Origin of the sequence: Streptomyces lydicus (assembly GCF_004125265.1) — a bacterium.
GTDB lineage: Bacteria > Actinomycetota > Actinomycetes > Streptomycetales > Streptomycetaceae > Streptomyces > Streptomyces lydicus_C.
In genome coordinates this window covers 8,062,362-8,076,673 of the sequence record NZ_RDTE01000003.1, presented here as the reverse complement: position 1 = coordinate 8,076,673, position 14,312 = coordinate 8,062,362, and the positions used below count along the sequence as shown (strand labels likewise).

Below are 14,312 nucleotides of genomic sequence, written 5' to 3'. Positions count from 1 at the left end.
CTGGCTGCGCCGGCGGGCGATGCGGATGCTGGAGGCATGACGACAACACTGGTCACCGGAGCGAACAAGGGTCTCGGCTACGAGACCGCCCGACGTCTCATCGCCGCGGGCCACACCGTCTACGTCGGCAGCCGGGACGCGGCCCGCGGCCGTCGCGCGGCCGGGCAACTGGGCGCCGGGGCGCGGGCCGTGCAGCTCGATGTCACCGACCACGCGTCCGTCGCGGCCGCGGTGCAGACGATCGAGACCAACGGCGGCCTCGACGTGCTGGTCAACAACGCCGGCATCGAGGTGCGCGGCCCCGGCAACGAGGTGGCCGGGGCGGCGGACGTCACCGCCGACGTGATGCGGGAAGCCTTCGAGACCAATGTCTTCGGCACGGTACGCGTCGCCCACGCGTTCCTGCCGCTGCTGCAGCGGTCCGCGTCGCCGGTCGTGGTCAATGTCAGCAGCGGCCTGGCCTCGCTCACGCACATGGCCGACCCGGACCACCCGGCCGCGGCCTACCCGGGGGTCGCCTACCCGGCGTCGAAGGCCGCGGTCAACATGATCACCGTGCAGTACGCGAAGGCGTTCCCTGACATGCGGATCAACGCGGTGGAGCCCGGCTTCACCAAGACGGACCTGAACGGGAATACCGGGATCCAGTCGGTCGAGGAGGGGGCCGAGATCATCGTCCGCATGGCACAGGTGGGCCCGGACGGCCCCACCGGGGGGTACTTCGATGCGGCGGGGCCGCTGCCCTGGTGAGCATCCGGAGTCGCCGGACAACCCACGTGAACGGATCATCCTGATCTGCGCATTGATGCACCAGGCGGGCAGACGGTGCACACACCGCCGCACAAAGCCGCCGACTCCGAGGACGGCCGGCCGGTAGCACCGGGAACGGCGGGCGGGCCCGGGCATGGCTACGCCCCGGGGCCGCCCGAGCGCGACCGGGCGTCACGACAGGTGTCACGGCGCAGCTCCTGGCGCCGCTCTCGTCCGGTGCCGCGACCGGCTCCCCGGCCGGGGCCCGGTTGACGGCCGTGCGCCGCCTCGTGGTCCGGATCGCGGCTCGGGTCCAGGCCCAGCATGTCCGTCAACAACGACAGGTCGTCCGCGTCCCGCGCCCGGCCGGCCAGCGCCTTCCTGGCGAGCCTTCGTTCCTCGTCGCCCGGCATGGCGCGCGACGCGGGGCCATCGGCACTGCGGTGTTCCTCTTTGCGGTGTTCATCGCTCACCGCTGCATTCTCGGCCGGGCCGCACGACCGTGCCCGTCGAGCGAGCCGGAGGCCGGCCGCGGGCAACCACCGGGGACGCGTTACTCCGTATGGGTGAATCAAGCATCGAAAGCCTGTGCGTGGCAGGGGAACCTCCCCGACGCCTTTTCCCTCTTTATGAGCACTTGCACTTGATCATCCAGTAGCGGAGTCCCTCGTGAAACGCCCTTCTGCCGTCGCGTTCGCGGCCACCCTCGTCGCTGCCTGCGCACTGCTCGCCGGCTGCTCGGAGACCGGAAACCCGGTCGACTTCAATGCCGGCGCCCACGGCGACGGCGCCGCGCGGGTCCGGCCCGTCGACGCGGACACCCTCATGCCGACCGGTCCCAAGAGCGACTTCCGGATCACCCGGACCCTGGACGACGGCACCCATATAGCGCGGACGACCCTGAGGGGCCCGAAATCCGGTGTCACCGGAAGCGTCTGGGTCTGGGCGCCGAAGGAGTACCACGACCCGAAATACGCCAAGAGCGGATTTCCCGTGCTGATAGCCCTGCCGGGTGGCCTGGGCAGCCCGAAGGAGCCCGGCGGCGTCACGAACTACTGGGTGGGCGGCGATATCGAACTGCAGGAGAACCTCATCCGGTGGACCGAGGAGGGCAAGAGCCTCCCGTTCATCGTGGTGATGCCGATGCTCAACCCGGACACGCAGTACCACGACGCCAGCGACATACCCGGCCGGCAGAAGATGGGCACCTGGCTGACGGACGACGTCGTCCAGCTGGCCAAGGCCAATTTCCGTACGTTCAAGTCCCGCGACGGCTGGGGCTTCATGGGGTCGTCCTCGGGTGGCTTCGCCGGGCTGAAGTCCGTGCTGAAACATCCGGAGAAGTTCAAGGCGGCCATAGCCAGCGGCCCGGACATCGTGCCGGATTCGCCGTTGTGGGCGGGGCACCGGGCGCAGCGGGACGCCAACGACCCGGCAAAGCTCGCCCGGCGGCTGCTGCAGAAGGGCGGGCCGGACATCTACCTCGCGTTCCAGGCCGGCAGCCGGGAGCCCGCCGCCGTCACCACCGCCGTAGAGCACTTCCGCCGGACCTACGGCAAGGGCCCGATCCACACCGCCATGCAGCTGATCCCCGGTGGCCGGCACAACGCCTGGGACTACCAGAAGGGCATGGCCGCCGGTTCGATCAAGTTCATCAGCGACCGGATGAAGGCACCGGTGGCGAGCGCTCCCTGAACCGGCCGCCACGGCCGCCGGGGACCGCCTTGCGGACATCCCGGAGACGCCCCGGCACCGCCCCGGCGCGCGGATGCAGATCACCTGGCAGGGGGTGATGCTGGAGACCTGGGGGGACCGTGGTGAGGAGGACCACTCATGTCCATGATGGACAAGATCAAGAGCATGCTGAAGGGCCACGAAAGCCAGACGGACAAGGGCATCGACAAATCCGGCGACATGGTCGACGACAAGACCCAGGGCAAGTACAAGGGTCAGGTCGACACGGCGCAGGAGAAGATGCGGGACCAGTTCGGCGGGGAGGGCCAGGACCGGCCACCGCAGCCCTGAGGCGGCGGCCCCCGTCGGGCCCGCCCGCACGCGAGGGTCAAGGCCGGCCGCTCTTTGCCTTTCCCTCGGCCGACCGGGTGACGTACCGGGCGCCCCGTGACGTGCGTCGGCGCCCGCCCCCGGGCCGGGAACGGGCGCCGACGGCGCATCCGCCGGACTACGCCAGACGGATCTTCTCCGCCTGCGGGCCCTTGTGGCCCTGGGTGACCTCGAAGGTCACCTTCTGGCCTTCCTGCAGCTCGCGGAAGCCCGTGGCATCGATGTTGGAGTAGTGCGCGAAGACGTCGGCGCCGCCGCCGTCCTGCGCGATAAAGCCGAAGCCCTTCTCCGAGTTGAACCACTTCACCGTGCCGGACGCCATATCCGTCTCCTTCGTTCAAGGGGGCTCGAATCGGGTTCCGCGTGCTGCGGACCCCGGAGGTGATCGCCCTGGTCCGGAGACGCGCTACACAGCAAGGACGCCCGTGAATGCGACACGGGCGTCCGGCACTTCGGAACCACGACAGCTGATCAGGACGCTACACCGAGCAGCGCCCGGCGGGCCGCACAACCGTGGCGGACGCGTCGCCCTTCACCGGGCAAGGCCATCGCACGTCCTCCGTATCCCTGACCGATCGGATGCATGTACGACGTCCGGCGGCACTCGGCACGGCCTCAGCCGGACTCCCCGCCCCGGCTCTCGGACGGCTTGCGACGGCGCCACCACAGAGCGGTGCCGAGCCCGGCGAGGGCGATGACCCCGACGGCTCCGGCGGCGGAGACGAACCACCAGTACCGTGCGTCGGTGTCGGCTTCCGTCTGGGCCACGACCGCCGCCTTGTGGAGCGGCACGACCGCCCGCGAGTGGTGGGCGACGGGCTGCGACACGCCGGTGCCCCCGCGGGGCTGCAGCGCGGGGAGCACGCCGACGGCGGCCGCCCGGGGAGCCGCCTCGAATCCCCAGTCCAGCAGGTCCCTGGTCTCCTCGTAGACGGCGTTGCGGCTGCCGGACTGCGGGTTCATCACGGTGACCAGCAGCGTCCGGCCGTCGCGCCGGGCCGCGGCGATCAGGGTGTTTCCGGCGTGGGTCGTGTAGCCGTTCTTCACCCCGATCAGGCCGTCGTACGGTTTGACGCCGTGCGAGCCGACCAGCAGCCGGTTGGTGTTCACGATGCCGAACGCGTCCGGGCCGCCCTCCTCCGGCAGTTCCGTCTGTTTCGTGGCGGCGAAGTGGGCGAAGTCGGGGTCGGCCAGGCCGGCCCGCCCGAAGAGCGCCAGATCGTAGGCGGACGAGAACTGGCCCGGCGTGTCGAACCCGTCGGCGGAGGCCACCGTGGTGTCGCGGGCGCCGAGGCGGTCCGCGGTCTCCTGCATGTCGTCGATCGTCTTGTTCCAGCCGCCGTTCATGCCGGCCAGGGTGTGCACGGCATCGCTGCCCGAGCGGAGGAAGACCGCGTCCCACAGGTCCGCGACGCGATAGGGCAGATCCTCCTTGAGGCCGGCCAGCGAGCTGCCCGCCTCGATACCGTCCAGGTCCCGGAGGGAGACGGTGTGTACCTCCCCCTGGGAGAACTTCGGCAGCACGGTCACGGCGAAGAGCGCCTTGAGGGTGCTGGCGGGCGGCAGGGGCCGGTGGGCGTCCTTGGCCGCGAGGACCTTGCCGGTCGCCATGTCCGTCACCATCCACGACAGGGCGGAGACGTCCGGTGGCTCCGGCACGTCCGGCCGGGGCAGGAACTGCACGCCCCGGCCGTCCAGCCGGTCGGGGATCCGGGCCGGGTGGCCCGCGTGCGCGGCAGCCCGCAGGTCGTCGATGCCATGGGGGCCATCGGCGGCCGCCGGGACCGGCACGGCCAGCAGGCTCACGGCACAAACGGTGGCTGCGGTAACGACTCTGACGGGGACCCAACTCGCGCTCGACATGTGGCCCACGCTAAAAACGACCCCGGCCGCGCGCTGGCTGGCCTACGCCATCCGATGTGCGAGCGCCCCGACTGCCGTACGCGGCACACCGACTGCCGTACGGGGCACGCCGACTGTCGTTCGGGGGGACACGCCGGGGCCGGCGGGAGAACCGCCGCCGGCCCCGGCCCGGCCGACCGGATGCGGTCTACCAGATCGACTCGACCCACTCCGGGTGGTCGATGAACGGGTTCCGGTTGTGCTGGTACTTGTCGAAGATCACCTGGTTGCGGTGCTTCTCGAAGGAGTCCGGCGGGTCCTGCTTGCTCCACTGCTTGAGGACGGAGAGCCGTCCGATGTGCGGCTGGGTGCCGTTGTCGACCTTGTCGTTGGGCTCCAGGTCGGGGAAGCCGTCGCCGCCGTCGTAGCGGACGGCCATGTAGAGGATCATGCGGGCGACATCGCCCTTGACCGCGTCGCGGGGCTCGAAGGAGTCGTCGTCGGTGCGGCTGCCCGGCGCCCCGTCCACCGCCGTACCGCCGTTGTCGAAGTCCTTGTCGCCGCGGGCGCTGTTGACCGACACGTCCTCCGGGCGCAGGTGGTGGAGGTCGGTGCCGGGACCGGTGTCGGTACCGAAGTCGCCATGGGATTTCGCCCAGACGTGCTCGCGGTTCCAGTCGTCGGGATTTCCGCCGTGGGCGTCCTTGCTCAGCGACCGGCCGCTGTACAGCAGAATGACGTTCGCGCTGTTGTCGGGGTCCTGGTCGGTGTCCTTGAGGGCGTCCCAGACCTGGTCGTATGTCAGTTTTCCGGTCTGGGTGGTGCTGATGATCCGGTGCAGCGACTCCTTGAGCGCCTGGCCGGTCTTGCCGACGGCGTCTTTGTAGTAGTCGTCGTCATACGACGTGTCGTCATACGACGCGGCATCAGATGCGCCGGCGGATATGGACGAGTGCTGGGTGGCGGACGCGGCAGCGGCACGGTGGGGGGCAGCCGGAGCGGCCGTCGCACCGGCCGGGAGCTGTCCGACCGCCACCGTCAATACCGTTCCGGCGGCGACGGCCAGTGCGATCCGGGCGCGACGGTTCACGCGGGTGTTGTCCACGAAGGGTGTCCTTTCCCCGAATTGTGGCGCCGGGTCGCGAAAATGTGGGGCACGACCGGCACCGGCCGTTGGGAAATACGGCCGCAGGAAGCTTTCCATCGCGGTAATCACCACGGTGGGAACATCGGGGAGAGAGTTACCTTTCCCACACCGTGACAACCCAAGAATTCCGCCGAAAATGCGATTCCACCGCAGATTGCCGATACCTCGTCAGAAGTGCCGCACCCGGACCGGTTTCCGTTCAGCGGCGCCAGCGGCGTCGGTGGTGCCAGGGCGCCAGCGAGCTCCAGGTCGTGGACGAACGCCGCCACGGTGACGACCTCGTAGCGAGAGGGCCGCCCCCCTTGGGCCCATCGGGTGAACCCTCGCCTCACCCGCAACCGGAGGGGCGCCGTCCGGCTTCCGAAGAACTGACACCGTCTTTACCGAAAGCCGGTGAACCCTTCGGACCGCGAGTTGTGGAGGCCGCCATGTCGCCTTTCCGCCCCACTCCCCCGCCGTACGGCACGACGCCGGACTATGTGCTCGCTCCCCCGCGCCCCGAGGAGCGCCTCGGCGCGCCCGCGTCCCCGCTCGAACCGCCGCACCCGTCCGCCTCCGCCGCGCACCCCTTCCTCCCGCCGCCCCGCCCGGAGGACCGGCTGCCCTTCGAGCCGCCGCAGCCGTTCGGCCTGTCCGCTGCGCCGCTTCTGGAGGAGCAGCGGCAAGGGCCGGTGGCGATGCCCGATTGCCGGCGGCTGGACCTGCACGCCGCCTTGACCGCGGCCGGTGTCGCTCCGGCGGACGGGGACCTGGCCGCCCTGGCGGAGATCGCGAGCCTGGGTGACACCACCGTCGGTGCCGTCATCGGCTGGCTGGCGGCCGCCGCACAGACGTCCTGGCCGCGGTCGCGCGCGGTGTGAGGGAGCCCGCCGACCGGTCCACCGCGGACCGGGGCACCACCTGCCGGGCCATCACACCCACCGGGCCACCGCGGAGCTGGTCACGGCACGCCTGGTCACAGCAGAGCCGGTCACTGCAGAGCCGGTCACCGCAGTCCGGGCAGGCTGCGCAGCTCACCGATCTTCAGGGCGCGGGCCAGGGCCAGGAAGATCAGCGCCATGCCGATACCGCCGGCGGCCAGGCCCAGGACGGGGGTCCAGGCCGCCGGAACGGGCACGCCGGAGCAGGCACGGGCCGCGAGCCAGCCGACCGCCGCGGCGGTGGCGGCGGCCCCCGTCAGCTTGCCGTAGGTGCGGCACAGGCGCCGGCCGTCGAGGCGCCCGGAGAGCCGCCGGCGCAGCAGCAGTGCGGTGACCAGCAGCCCGACGCCGTACGCGACGGCGTAGGCCGCGGCCATACCGGTCACCGCCCAGCGGGCGGGCAGCAGCAGATGACATGCGGTGGCCAGGACGATGTTGACGACCGCGATCCAGACGGCCATCCAGAACGGCGTGCGGGTGTCCTCGAAGGCGTAGAAGCCGCGCAGCAGCAGGTACTGGGCCGAGTACGGGATCAGCCCGAGCCCGAAGGCCTGCAGCATGTGCCCGGCAGGCACGGCCGACGCGGTGTCCACGGTGCCGTGCGCGAACAGCAGCTGGGCGGTCTGCGGTCCGAGCGCGAGGAAGAAGAAGGCGGCCGGAACGATCACGACACCGCTGACGCGCAGCGCACGGGAGAGGTCGGCACGCAGCTCGTCCGGACGGTTCTCGGCGACCGCCCGGCTCATCCTCGGCAGCAGCGCCGTCACCAGCGAGACGGTGATGATCGACTGCGGCAGCGTCCAGATGAGCTGGGCATAGCTGTAGACGGTGTATCCGACGCCCGCGGTGGGGAGTTGCTGGTCGGCGGCGACGGCGTAGTGCGTGACGACGACCATCGCGGCCAGGTTGGCGAGCACGAACAGCAGGGTCCAGCGGGCGGCCGTGAAGCTCTTGCGCAGACCGGTGCCACGCCAGTCGAAGCGCGGCCGGAAGCGGAAGCCGGCGGCGCGGACGAAGGGAATCAGGGCCAGGCCCTGTACCGCGATGCCACCGGTGGTGACGATGCCGAGGAATTCGACCTGGCCGGGGCTGATGTCCTCGATGCGGTCGGGGCCCGCCAGCAGGCCGAGGTAGATCCCGAACATCGTGATCAGCACGATGTTGTTGAGGACCGGCGTCCACATCATCGCGCCGAACTTGTTCCGGGCGTTGAGTACTTGGCCGAAGATGAAGAAGAGCCCGTAGAAGAAGAGCTGTGGCAGCAGGAACCGGGCGAACACCACGGTGAGTTCGAAGGCGGCGTGGTGCCCGGGCGTGTCCGGCGTGAAGACGGCGACGATCTGCGGCGCGGCCCAGAGCGACAGCACGGTGCCCACCGCCAGCACGCTCAGGACGAGGGTGACCAGGCGCTGTTCATGGGCCCGGCCGCCGTCCGCGTGCTCGGCCCTGGCGCGTACCAGCTGCGGCACCAGTACCGAGTTCAGCGCGCCGCCGATCAGCAGGGTGTAGATGCTCATCGGGACCATGTTGGCGGTGTTGTACGTCGTGGCGAGCAGGCCGGTGCCGAGTGCGGCCGCCTGGAGCACCTGCCGGATCATTCCCGTGCCACGGGAGACCACGGTTCCCAGCGCCATCAGGAGTGAGGAGCGCTGCAGGCCTCCGCCCTCGCCGTCCCGATTGCTCTCCTCATCCTGGTTGCTCGCGCCACCCCGTTTGCCCGCGGCGTGCCGGCGCCGCCCCGGGCGCGGCGCCCGCCCGTCCGGTTTCCCCTCGTTGCCGGGCGCCCGTCCGTCGTCGGCGTCCCCGTCGTCCGCCCATCGGTCCGGCAGACGTAGCGGCAGTGTGTCGTGTGGCGTGTGTGGTGTCCCCTCCAGCATGCCGCCAATCTACGTCGAACTCCGGCCGGGCCCGGTCCGGTTGGGCGTCGCGGGCGCACGGGGGGAGGCGGCGCGCGGCAGTGGCCGGGCCCGGTCGGGGTCGAGGAGCGGGCCGAGCAGGTCGCCGTGGTGGGCAAGGCGGGGTGCGATTTCGTCGAGGAGGAAGGTGAGTTGCCGCGGATCGGTGCACTCGGCGATCTCGTCCCGCGTGACCGGGGCCGAGACGGTGGGGGTGGCGCGGGCACGCAGCGTATAGGCGACGGCGGTGGTCTTGGCGGCGGCGTTCTGGGAGAAGTCGAGGAAGACCTTGCCGGGGCGCAGAGCCTTGGTCATCTTGGCCACGACAAGGTCCGGGAGAGCCGCCGCGGCCTCGGTGGCGAGGGTCTTGGCGTATGCGGTGGCCCGCTCGGAGGGGGTGGGTTCGATGGGCACGATGAGATGGAGGCCCTTGGAGCCGCTGGTCTTCGCGCAGACCTCCAGGCCGTCGGCGGCCAGCCGGTCGTACAGCCACTGCGCCGCGGCGCAGCACTCCACGATGGTGGCCGGTGAGCCGGGATCGAGATCGAGGACGAGGCGGTCCGCGATGCCCGGGGCCTGGCACTTCCACTGCGGGGTGTGCAGTTCGACGACCAGGTTCGCGGCCCAGACCAGCGAGGGCAGGTCCTGCAGCAGAACCTGCCGGGCGGGCCCGGAGGCCGAGTGGGGGACCTCGCAGGTCTTCACCCAGGAGGGTGCACCGGGCGGCACGTTCTTGGTGAAGAAGCACTGGCCTTCCGGCCCGTCGGGGTAGCGCAGGAAGGACAGCGGCCGGTCGTGGAGGTGGGCGAGCAGCGGGCCGGCGACGGTGGTGCAGTAGTGCAGCACCTCGCCCTTGGTGGTGGCGGTCTCGGCGTAGAGGACCTTGTCCAGGTTGGTCAGCGGGAGGCGCCGCCCCTCCACATCGGTGATCGGCGACATACCATGAGAATCCCATAAATAGGGATAAACGATGCGATCTATCTGGAATGGCTCCATCTCGTTCGGTCTGGTCACCATCCCCGTGAAGACCTACAGCGCCACCGACCGCACCTCGTCGGTCTCTTTCGTGCGCATTCACGAGAAGGACGGCGCGCAGGTCCACTACCGGAAGATCTGCGAGCTGGACGGCGAGGAGGTCCCGAACGAGGAGGTCGGCAAGGGCTATCAGCCGCCGGGTGACGAGACTGTCGTACCGATCACCGACGACGATCTGTCCCGGCTGCCGATGCCAACCGCCAAGACGCTGTCGATCCTGTCCTTCGTCGACCCCTCCGAGATCGACCCGCTCCAGATGGACAAGGCCTACTACCTGGGCCCCAACGGAGCATCCGCCGCCAAGCCGTACACCCTGCTGCGGGAGGCGCTGGAGCACCACCGGAAGGTCGCGGTCGGCAAGGTGGCGATGCGGGGGCGGGAGTCGCTGGCGATGCTGCGGGCGTACGACCAGGCGATCGTGATGCATACGCTGCTGTGGCCCGATCAGATCCGGTCCGCCACCGGGGTGGCGCCCGACGACGTCGGCCTTCGCGAGAACGAGCTGAAGCTGGCCGAGACGCTGATGGACTCCCTGGGCGAGCTGGACCCCGCCGAACTCCACGACGACTACCGCGAGGCCGTCGAGGAACTGGTGGCCGCCAAGATGGAGGGCGAGGAGCCGGCCGCCCCCTCCGCGTCGGGCAGCTCCGGCGCCCAGGTCATCGATCTCACGGCGGCCCTGGAGAAGAGCGTGCGGGCGGCGCAGGGCGGCGGGGAGCCCGACGCCCGGGCGGAGTCGGCGTCCGTGACTTCCCTGCGGGGGCGGAAGCCGGCGAAGAAGGGCGAGGCCGGGCCGCGCGCCTCCGGGCGGAGCGGCACTCCGACTGAGAAGACGCCGAAGAAGACCGCCTCGGCCCCTGCGAAGAAGGCCGCCGGCAAGAAGACGGCGGCCGTGGCGAAGACTTCCAGCGGACGGACGAGGTCCGCTTCGCCGGCCAAGAAGACCGGCACCAGCGCCCGGGCCTCGACCGCCGGCACCGCCACGAAGACGACATCGAAGAGCACCACCAAGAAGGCGACGGGCGGGAAATCGGGCCGGAAGACGGGGTGACGGCCGTCGGCGGCGGACGGGCACGACGAACGTGCAGAGCGGACGCGTACGGCAGACACGTAGAGCCGACGCGTACGGCGAGCCGTAGTGGGACGCCCCGGGCCTTCGGGCCACCGCTCGCCCGGCGCCCGTTCTAGAGTCTTGGTATGGCTTCAGACGAGGGGACCACCCGCATCGACAGCTGGATCTGGTCGGTACGGCTCACCAAAACGCGGTCGCTGGCCGCGGCGGCCTGTCGCGCGGGACACGTACGGGTCAACGGCGAGCGGGTGAAGCCGGCCCATGCGGTGCGCAACGGCGACGAGGTGCGGCTGCGGCACGCGGGCCGGGAGCGGATCGTGGTCGTCTCGCGGCTGGTGCGCAAACGGGTGGGTGCGGCCGTTGCCGCCGAGTGCTTCATCGACAACAGTCCGCCGGTCCCGCCGCGCGAGGAGGTTCCGGTGATCGCACTGCGCGAACGCGGCACCGGACGGCCCACCAAGCGCGACCGCCGCGAGATCGACCAACTGCGGGGGCTCTGAACCGGGCAGCACCTACGCGGACGGCAGGGCGTCGAGATAGACCCACTGGCCGTCCTCGCGGACGAAGCGGCTGTGCTCGTACTGGCTGTCGGCGTGGCCGTGCAGGGTGAAGTGGGCGCGGAATTCCACGGTGCCCTCGGTGTGGAAGGCGCTGCCGCCGGTGGTGCCGAGGATGTCCAGACCGCTCCAGCGCTGGTCCGGCTCCAGGTCGAGACCGCCGGGGCGGGTCGTCGGGTGCCAGGTGCGCAGCAGGTATCCGGTGTCACCGACGGCGAAGGCGCTGTAACGCGAGCGCATCAGGCGCTCCGCGGTCGGGGCGGTGGCGCGTCCCTGGTGGAAGGGGGCACAGCAGTCGCCGTAAACCTCGGTGCGTCCGCAGGGGCACGGTGAGGCGGCGGTGACAGCGGCGGCCGGGCGGCGCGGCGCGCCCTTCGGCTCGCTCGACTTCTTCGGCCTGCTCGACTTCTTCGGCTTGTTCGGCTTGTTCGGCTTCGACACCCCACGATTGTGCCGGGTCGGCGGACCGGGAGCGCGACACGCCCAGCACACCCCGGAGCGGCACGCCCTGGAGATGCGCCCATTTGGGGAATTCCCACGACAAATCACCCATTTGCGGCTTTTCCTGGCTTGATACGTACTGTGAGGCTGGAAGAACTCATGGTGTCCGTCCCCACCACCCAGGAGAGAACCCCCATGATTCTGTCCATTTCCGGCGTCGTCCTGCTCGGTGTCATCGTCTTCCTCTTCTTCCGCAAAGACGGCCTGAAGTTGTCGCATGCACTGGTCTCCGCGCTCTTCGGGTTCTATCTCGCCAGCTCCGCCATCGCCCCCAGCATCAAGGCCGGCGGGGCGAGCCTGGCGAGCCTCCTCGGGGGGATCAAGATCTAGGGGCGGCCGGTCGTCGTCCGCCGTCCGGAGTCGTCATCGGTTGTTCCGGGCCGTCGTCCGTTGTTCCGGAGCCGTCGTCCACTGTCCGGAGTCGTCATCCGGTGCCACTCCACGGGTCCCGCCCGAACGGACCGCACCACCTCCCGTCCGGGCGGCTCCGTATGCAGCACACTCCCGGCTCGCCGCCCCCACCGAGCCGCCCCACGAGCTCACCCATGACCACCGCCGCGACCACCGCCACGAGCACCAGGAGACGATGTGGCCCGTCGACCGCTGCCCCGCATCCTGACCGAGAGCGCACCGCTCGCCCGCATGGCCCACAGCACCTCGCTCACCCGCAGCCGGGAACTCGCGCGGACCGCCGCCGACAGCGCCTGTGATGTGCTCCATCCGCTGATCACCATCGGCCGGGGGCTGCGCCGGCTGGCTGCGGCGGGCCGGGGACGCTGGGTCGACACGCCCCGGGAGAACCGCGGTCCGCTGGCCTTCTTCGTCGGCGCGTGTGTGCTGGTCGTGTGCCTGGTGCCGTACGGTCCGCTGCTCGCCCTGATCGCGGTGATGGGTGCGGGCGCCTGGGCGGGACGGGAGCGTACGCCCGTCGAGACCGGTCCCGTAGAGGCCGAGCGGGAGCGGCTGCAGGCGCTCTACGAAGCGCTGGTGCCCTACTTCTCCGTCGAGGGCGACCCCAGCCCCCTGTACACGCACGACGGCGGCTGGGAGCGGGTCTTCACCGAGCACGCCTTCGACGACAGCGGGCGGATCGAACGGCTGCAGCTGAAGTACCCGGCGTACTTCACCGACGGTGAGGACCAGTCCCGGTTCCGCATCGAGCAGGTGCTGTACGCCAAGGCGGGCCGTGGCCGCGAGTACCACTTCGGATGGGACGAGCTGGCCAATCAGCTCACCGTGACCGTGCTCGACGCGCTGCCCGCCGACATCGGCGCGCAGCGCTTCGTCTCCTCACCGGGCGAGACGGTGCTCGGCTTCACCGACGCGGACGTCGTCCAGCGCACCCTGCCGGTCACCGCCGGGGAGGAGACGCGGGATGCGCCGCCGGTGGTCTGGCGTACCGGGCCGCGCTCCACCGAACCGCATCTGCTCGTCCTGGGGCAGCCGGGTACGGGCGCGACGACCCTGCTGCGTTCGATCGCGCTGCAGGCGCTGCAGCACGGGGATGTGCTGGTCATCGATGGTGGCGGCACCGGTGAGTACGGCGCGCTGTCCGGACGCCGGGGAGTACTGGGGGTGGAGAGCGGTCTTGCGGGGGCGCTGGCGACCCTGGAGTGGGCGTCCCACGAGACCGAGCGGCGGCTGATCGCGGCGAACCGGGCCCGGCAGGCAGGCCGTCCCGCGCCGGAGGACACCCGGCGGCCCCTGTGGATCCTCGCGGACCGTCCGACGGCGCTGGCCCATGTGGCGGTCGCGGAGGGCCGGGACGATCCGCAGCGGTGGCTGCAGACGCCGCTGCGGCACGGCCGGGCCGCCCACGTCACGGTGGTCGTGGCCGACCAGTTCGAGAGCGCCGAGCTGCTGAGCGAACCCGTACGGGCGCACACCAAGGCGCGGGTGGTGCTCGGCCCCGCCACGGCGGAGGAGGTACGGGCGGTGCTCGGGGCGCCGCCGCACACCACGCCGACCGCGAGCGTCCCACCGGGCCGCGGCTATGTGCGCCTGGGGTCCGCTCCGGTACTGCGACTCCAGGTGCCGGCCACGCCCGATCCGCTCGACGAGGCCACCGGGCAGGCGCTGCGGCAGGCGGTCCTGTCGCTGCTGCCGGAGCGTACGGTCCCGGCCGACGGGGCGGAGGCGGACCCGACGGCGACCGACGGCACGCCGGGTGACGGGGGCGCGTCCGCGGATGCGGATACCGGCCGGCGGGTGAACATGCGCAAGTCCGGGGTTGCCGGGGACGCCGGGGTTGCCGGGGACGCCGACGCGGCGGAGCCGCACCGCGAGGCCCTGACGGCCGACGGCACCGCGGAGCCCGGCGGTGTCACAGAAGCCGGCGCCACCGCAACGACCGGACCGGCACCGGATGCCGGAAAGGCCGAACCCCCCGCCGAGCCGGTGGGCGCGGCAGGGGGCCGGGTACGGACCGTCAAGGGTGGCGAATCCCGCGCGGTCAACGGGTCCGTGGAGGCCGTCCCCACGGAGGGGTGAGGCCTCTGCGCCCCTAGGACCCGCCCCCAGGACCCGCCG

General features: G+C 71.1%; 15 protein-coding genes. 8 read left to right on the top strand and 7 right to left on the bottom strand.

Going from position 1 to position 14,312, the window contains the following annotated elements:
• Positions 1–36 precede the first annotated feature (36 nt).
• Positions 37–750: an SDR family NAD(P)-dependent oxidoreductase gene (locus tag D9V36_RS38105; protein ID WP_129297782.1), complete on the top strand. Its 714-nt coding sequence runs from the start codon at positions 37–39 to the stop codon at positions 748–750.
• Between the two features lie 158 nt (positions 751–908).
• Here the strand turns inward: D9V36_RS38105 and D9V36_RS38100 are convergent, their stop codons facing one another.
• The gene (locus D9V36_RS38100) at positions 909–1,223 is read right to left on the bottom strand and encodes a hypothetical protein (protein WP_241721204.1); all 315 of its coding nucleotides are present in this window, start codon (positions 1,221–1,223) and stop codon (positions 909–911) included.
• 196 nt (positions 1,224–1,419) lie between these two features.
• On the opposite strand from D9V36_RS38100, the gene D9V36_RS38095 reads away from it, so the two are divergent.
• Together D9V36_RS38095 and D9V36_RS38090 are read left to right on the top strand one after the other, a co-directional pair.
• On the top strand, positions 1,420–2,445 hold the full coding sequence (locus D9V36_RS38095) for an alpha/beta hydrolase (protein WP_129297781.1): 1,026 nt from the start codon (positions 1,420–1,422) through the stop codon (positions 2,443–2,445).
• A 138-nt stretch (positions 2,446–2,583) separates the two neighbouring features.
• Complete coding sequence (locus D9V36_RS38090) at positions 2,584–2,775, top strand: antitoxin (RefSeq protein ID WP_088801355.1); 192 nt, start codon at positions 2,584–2,586, stop codon at positions 2,773–2,775.
• 157 nt (positions 2,776–2,932) lie between these two features.
• On the opposite strand, the gene D9V36_RS38085 is transcribed toward D9V36_RS38090, so the two are convergent.
• From D9V36_RS38085 to D9V36_RS38075, 3 genes are all read right to left on the bottom strand, one after another.
• Positions 2,933–3,136, bottom strand: a complete 204-nt coding sequence (locus D9V36_RS38085) for a cold-shock protein (RefSeq protein ID WP_006601696.1) — start codon at positions 3,134–3,136, stop codon at positions 2,933–2,935.
• Between the two features lie 293 nt (positions 3,137–3,429).
• Positions 3,430–4,620: a D-alanyl-D-alanine carboxypeptidase family protein gene (locus D9V36_RS38080; RefSeq protein WP_431357733.1), complete on the bottom strand. Its 1,191-nt coding sequence runs from the start codon at positions 4,618–4,620 to the stop codon at positions 3,430–3,432.
• A 244-nt stretch (positions 4,621–4,864) separates the two neighbouring features.
• Complete coding sequence (locus D9V36_RS38075) at positions 4,865–5,761, bottom strand: endonuclease I family protein (RefSeq protein ID WP_164993108.1); 897 nt, start codon at positions 5,759–5,761, stop codon at positions 4,865–4,867.
• 470 nt (positions 5,762–6,231) lie between these two features.
• Between D9V36_RS38075 and D9V36_RS38070 the strand changes: the two genes are divergently transcribed.
• Positions 6,232–6,663 (top strand): hypothetical protein, encoded by a 432-nt coding sequence (locus D9V36_RS38070; RefSeq protein ID WP_129297779.1) that lies wholly within the window; start codon positions 6,232–6,234, stop codon positions 6,661–6,663.
• Positions 6,664–6,788: 125 nt separating this feature from the next.
• On the opposite strand, the gene murJ is transcribed toward D9V36_RS38070, so the two are convergent.
• The gene (gene murJ, locus D9V36_RS38065; protein WP_241721393.1) at positions 6,789–8,357 is read right to left on the bottom strand and encodes a murein biosynthesis integral membrane protein MurJ; all 1,569 of its coding nucleotides are present in this window, start codon (positions 8,355–8,357) and stop codon (positions 6,789–6,791) included.
• Positions 8,358–8,609: 252 nt separating this feature from the next.
• A complete protein-coding gene (gene ligD / locus D9V36_RS38060) occupies positions 8,610–9,557 on the bottom strand; it encodes a non-homologous end-joining DNA ligase (protein WP_129297777.1) in 948 nt (315 codons plus the stop codon).
• Positions 9,558–9,588: 31 nt separating this feature from the next.
• Between ligD and D9V36_RS38055 the strand changes: the two genes are divergently transcribed.
• Positions 9,589–10,704, top strand: coding sequence for a Ku protein (locus D9V36_RS38055; protein ID WP_129297776.1), 1,116 nt, complete (start codon positions 9,589–9,591; stop codon positions 10,702–10,704).
• A gap of 146 nt (positions 10,705–10,850) precedes the next feature.
• Positions 10,851–11,225 (top strand): RNA-binding S4 domain-containing protein, encoded by a 375-nt coding sequence (locus D9V36_RS38050; protein ID WP_129297775.1) that lies wholly within the window; start codon positions 10,851–10,853, stop codon positions 11,223–11,225.
• Positions 11,226–11,237: 12 nt separating this feature from the next.
• On the opposite strand, the gene D9V36_RS38045 is transcribed toward D9V36_RS38050, so the two are convergent.
• Positions 11,238–11,723 carry a YchJ family protein gene (locus D9V36_RS38045; RefSeq protein WP_129297774.1) on the bottom strand — a complete coding sequence of 162 codons (486 nt, stop codon included), beginning with the start codon at positions 11,721–11,723 and terminating at the stop codon, positions 11,238–11,240.
• Positions 11,724–11,918: 195 nt separating this feature from the next.
• Here D9V36_RS38045 and D9V36_RS38040 point away from each other — a divergent pair, with 195 nt between their 5' ends.
• Positions 11,919–12,113: a hypothetical protein gene (locus tag D9V36_RS38040; protein ID WP_018092434.1), complete on the top strand. Its 195-nt coding sequence runs from the start codon at positions 11,919–11,921 to the stop codon at positions 12,111–12,113.
• Between the two features lie 258 nt (positions 12,114–12,371).
• A complete protein-coding gene (locus D9V36_RS38035) occupies positions 12,372–14,273 on the top strand; it encodes an ATP-binding protein (RefSeq protein ID WP_129297773.1) in 1,902 nt (633 codons plus the stop codon).
• Positions 14,274–14,312 lie beyond the last annotated feature (39 nt).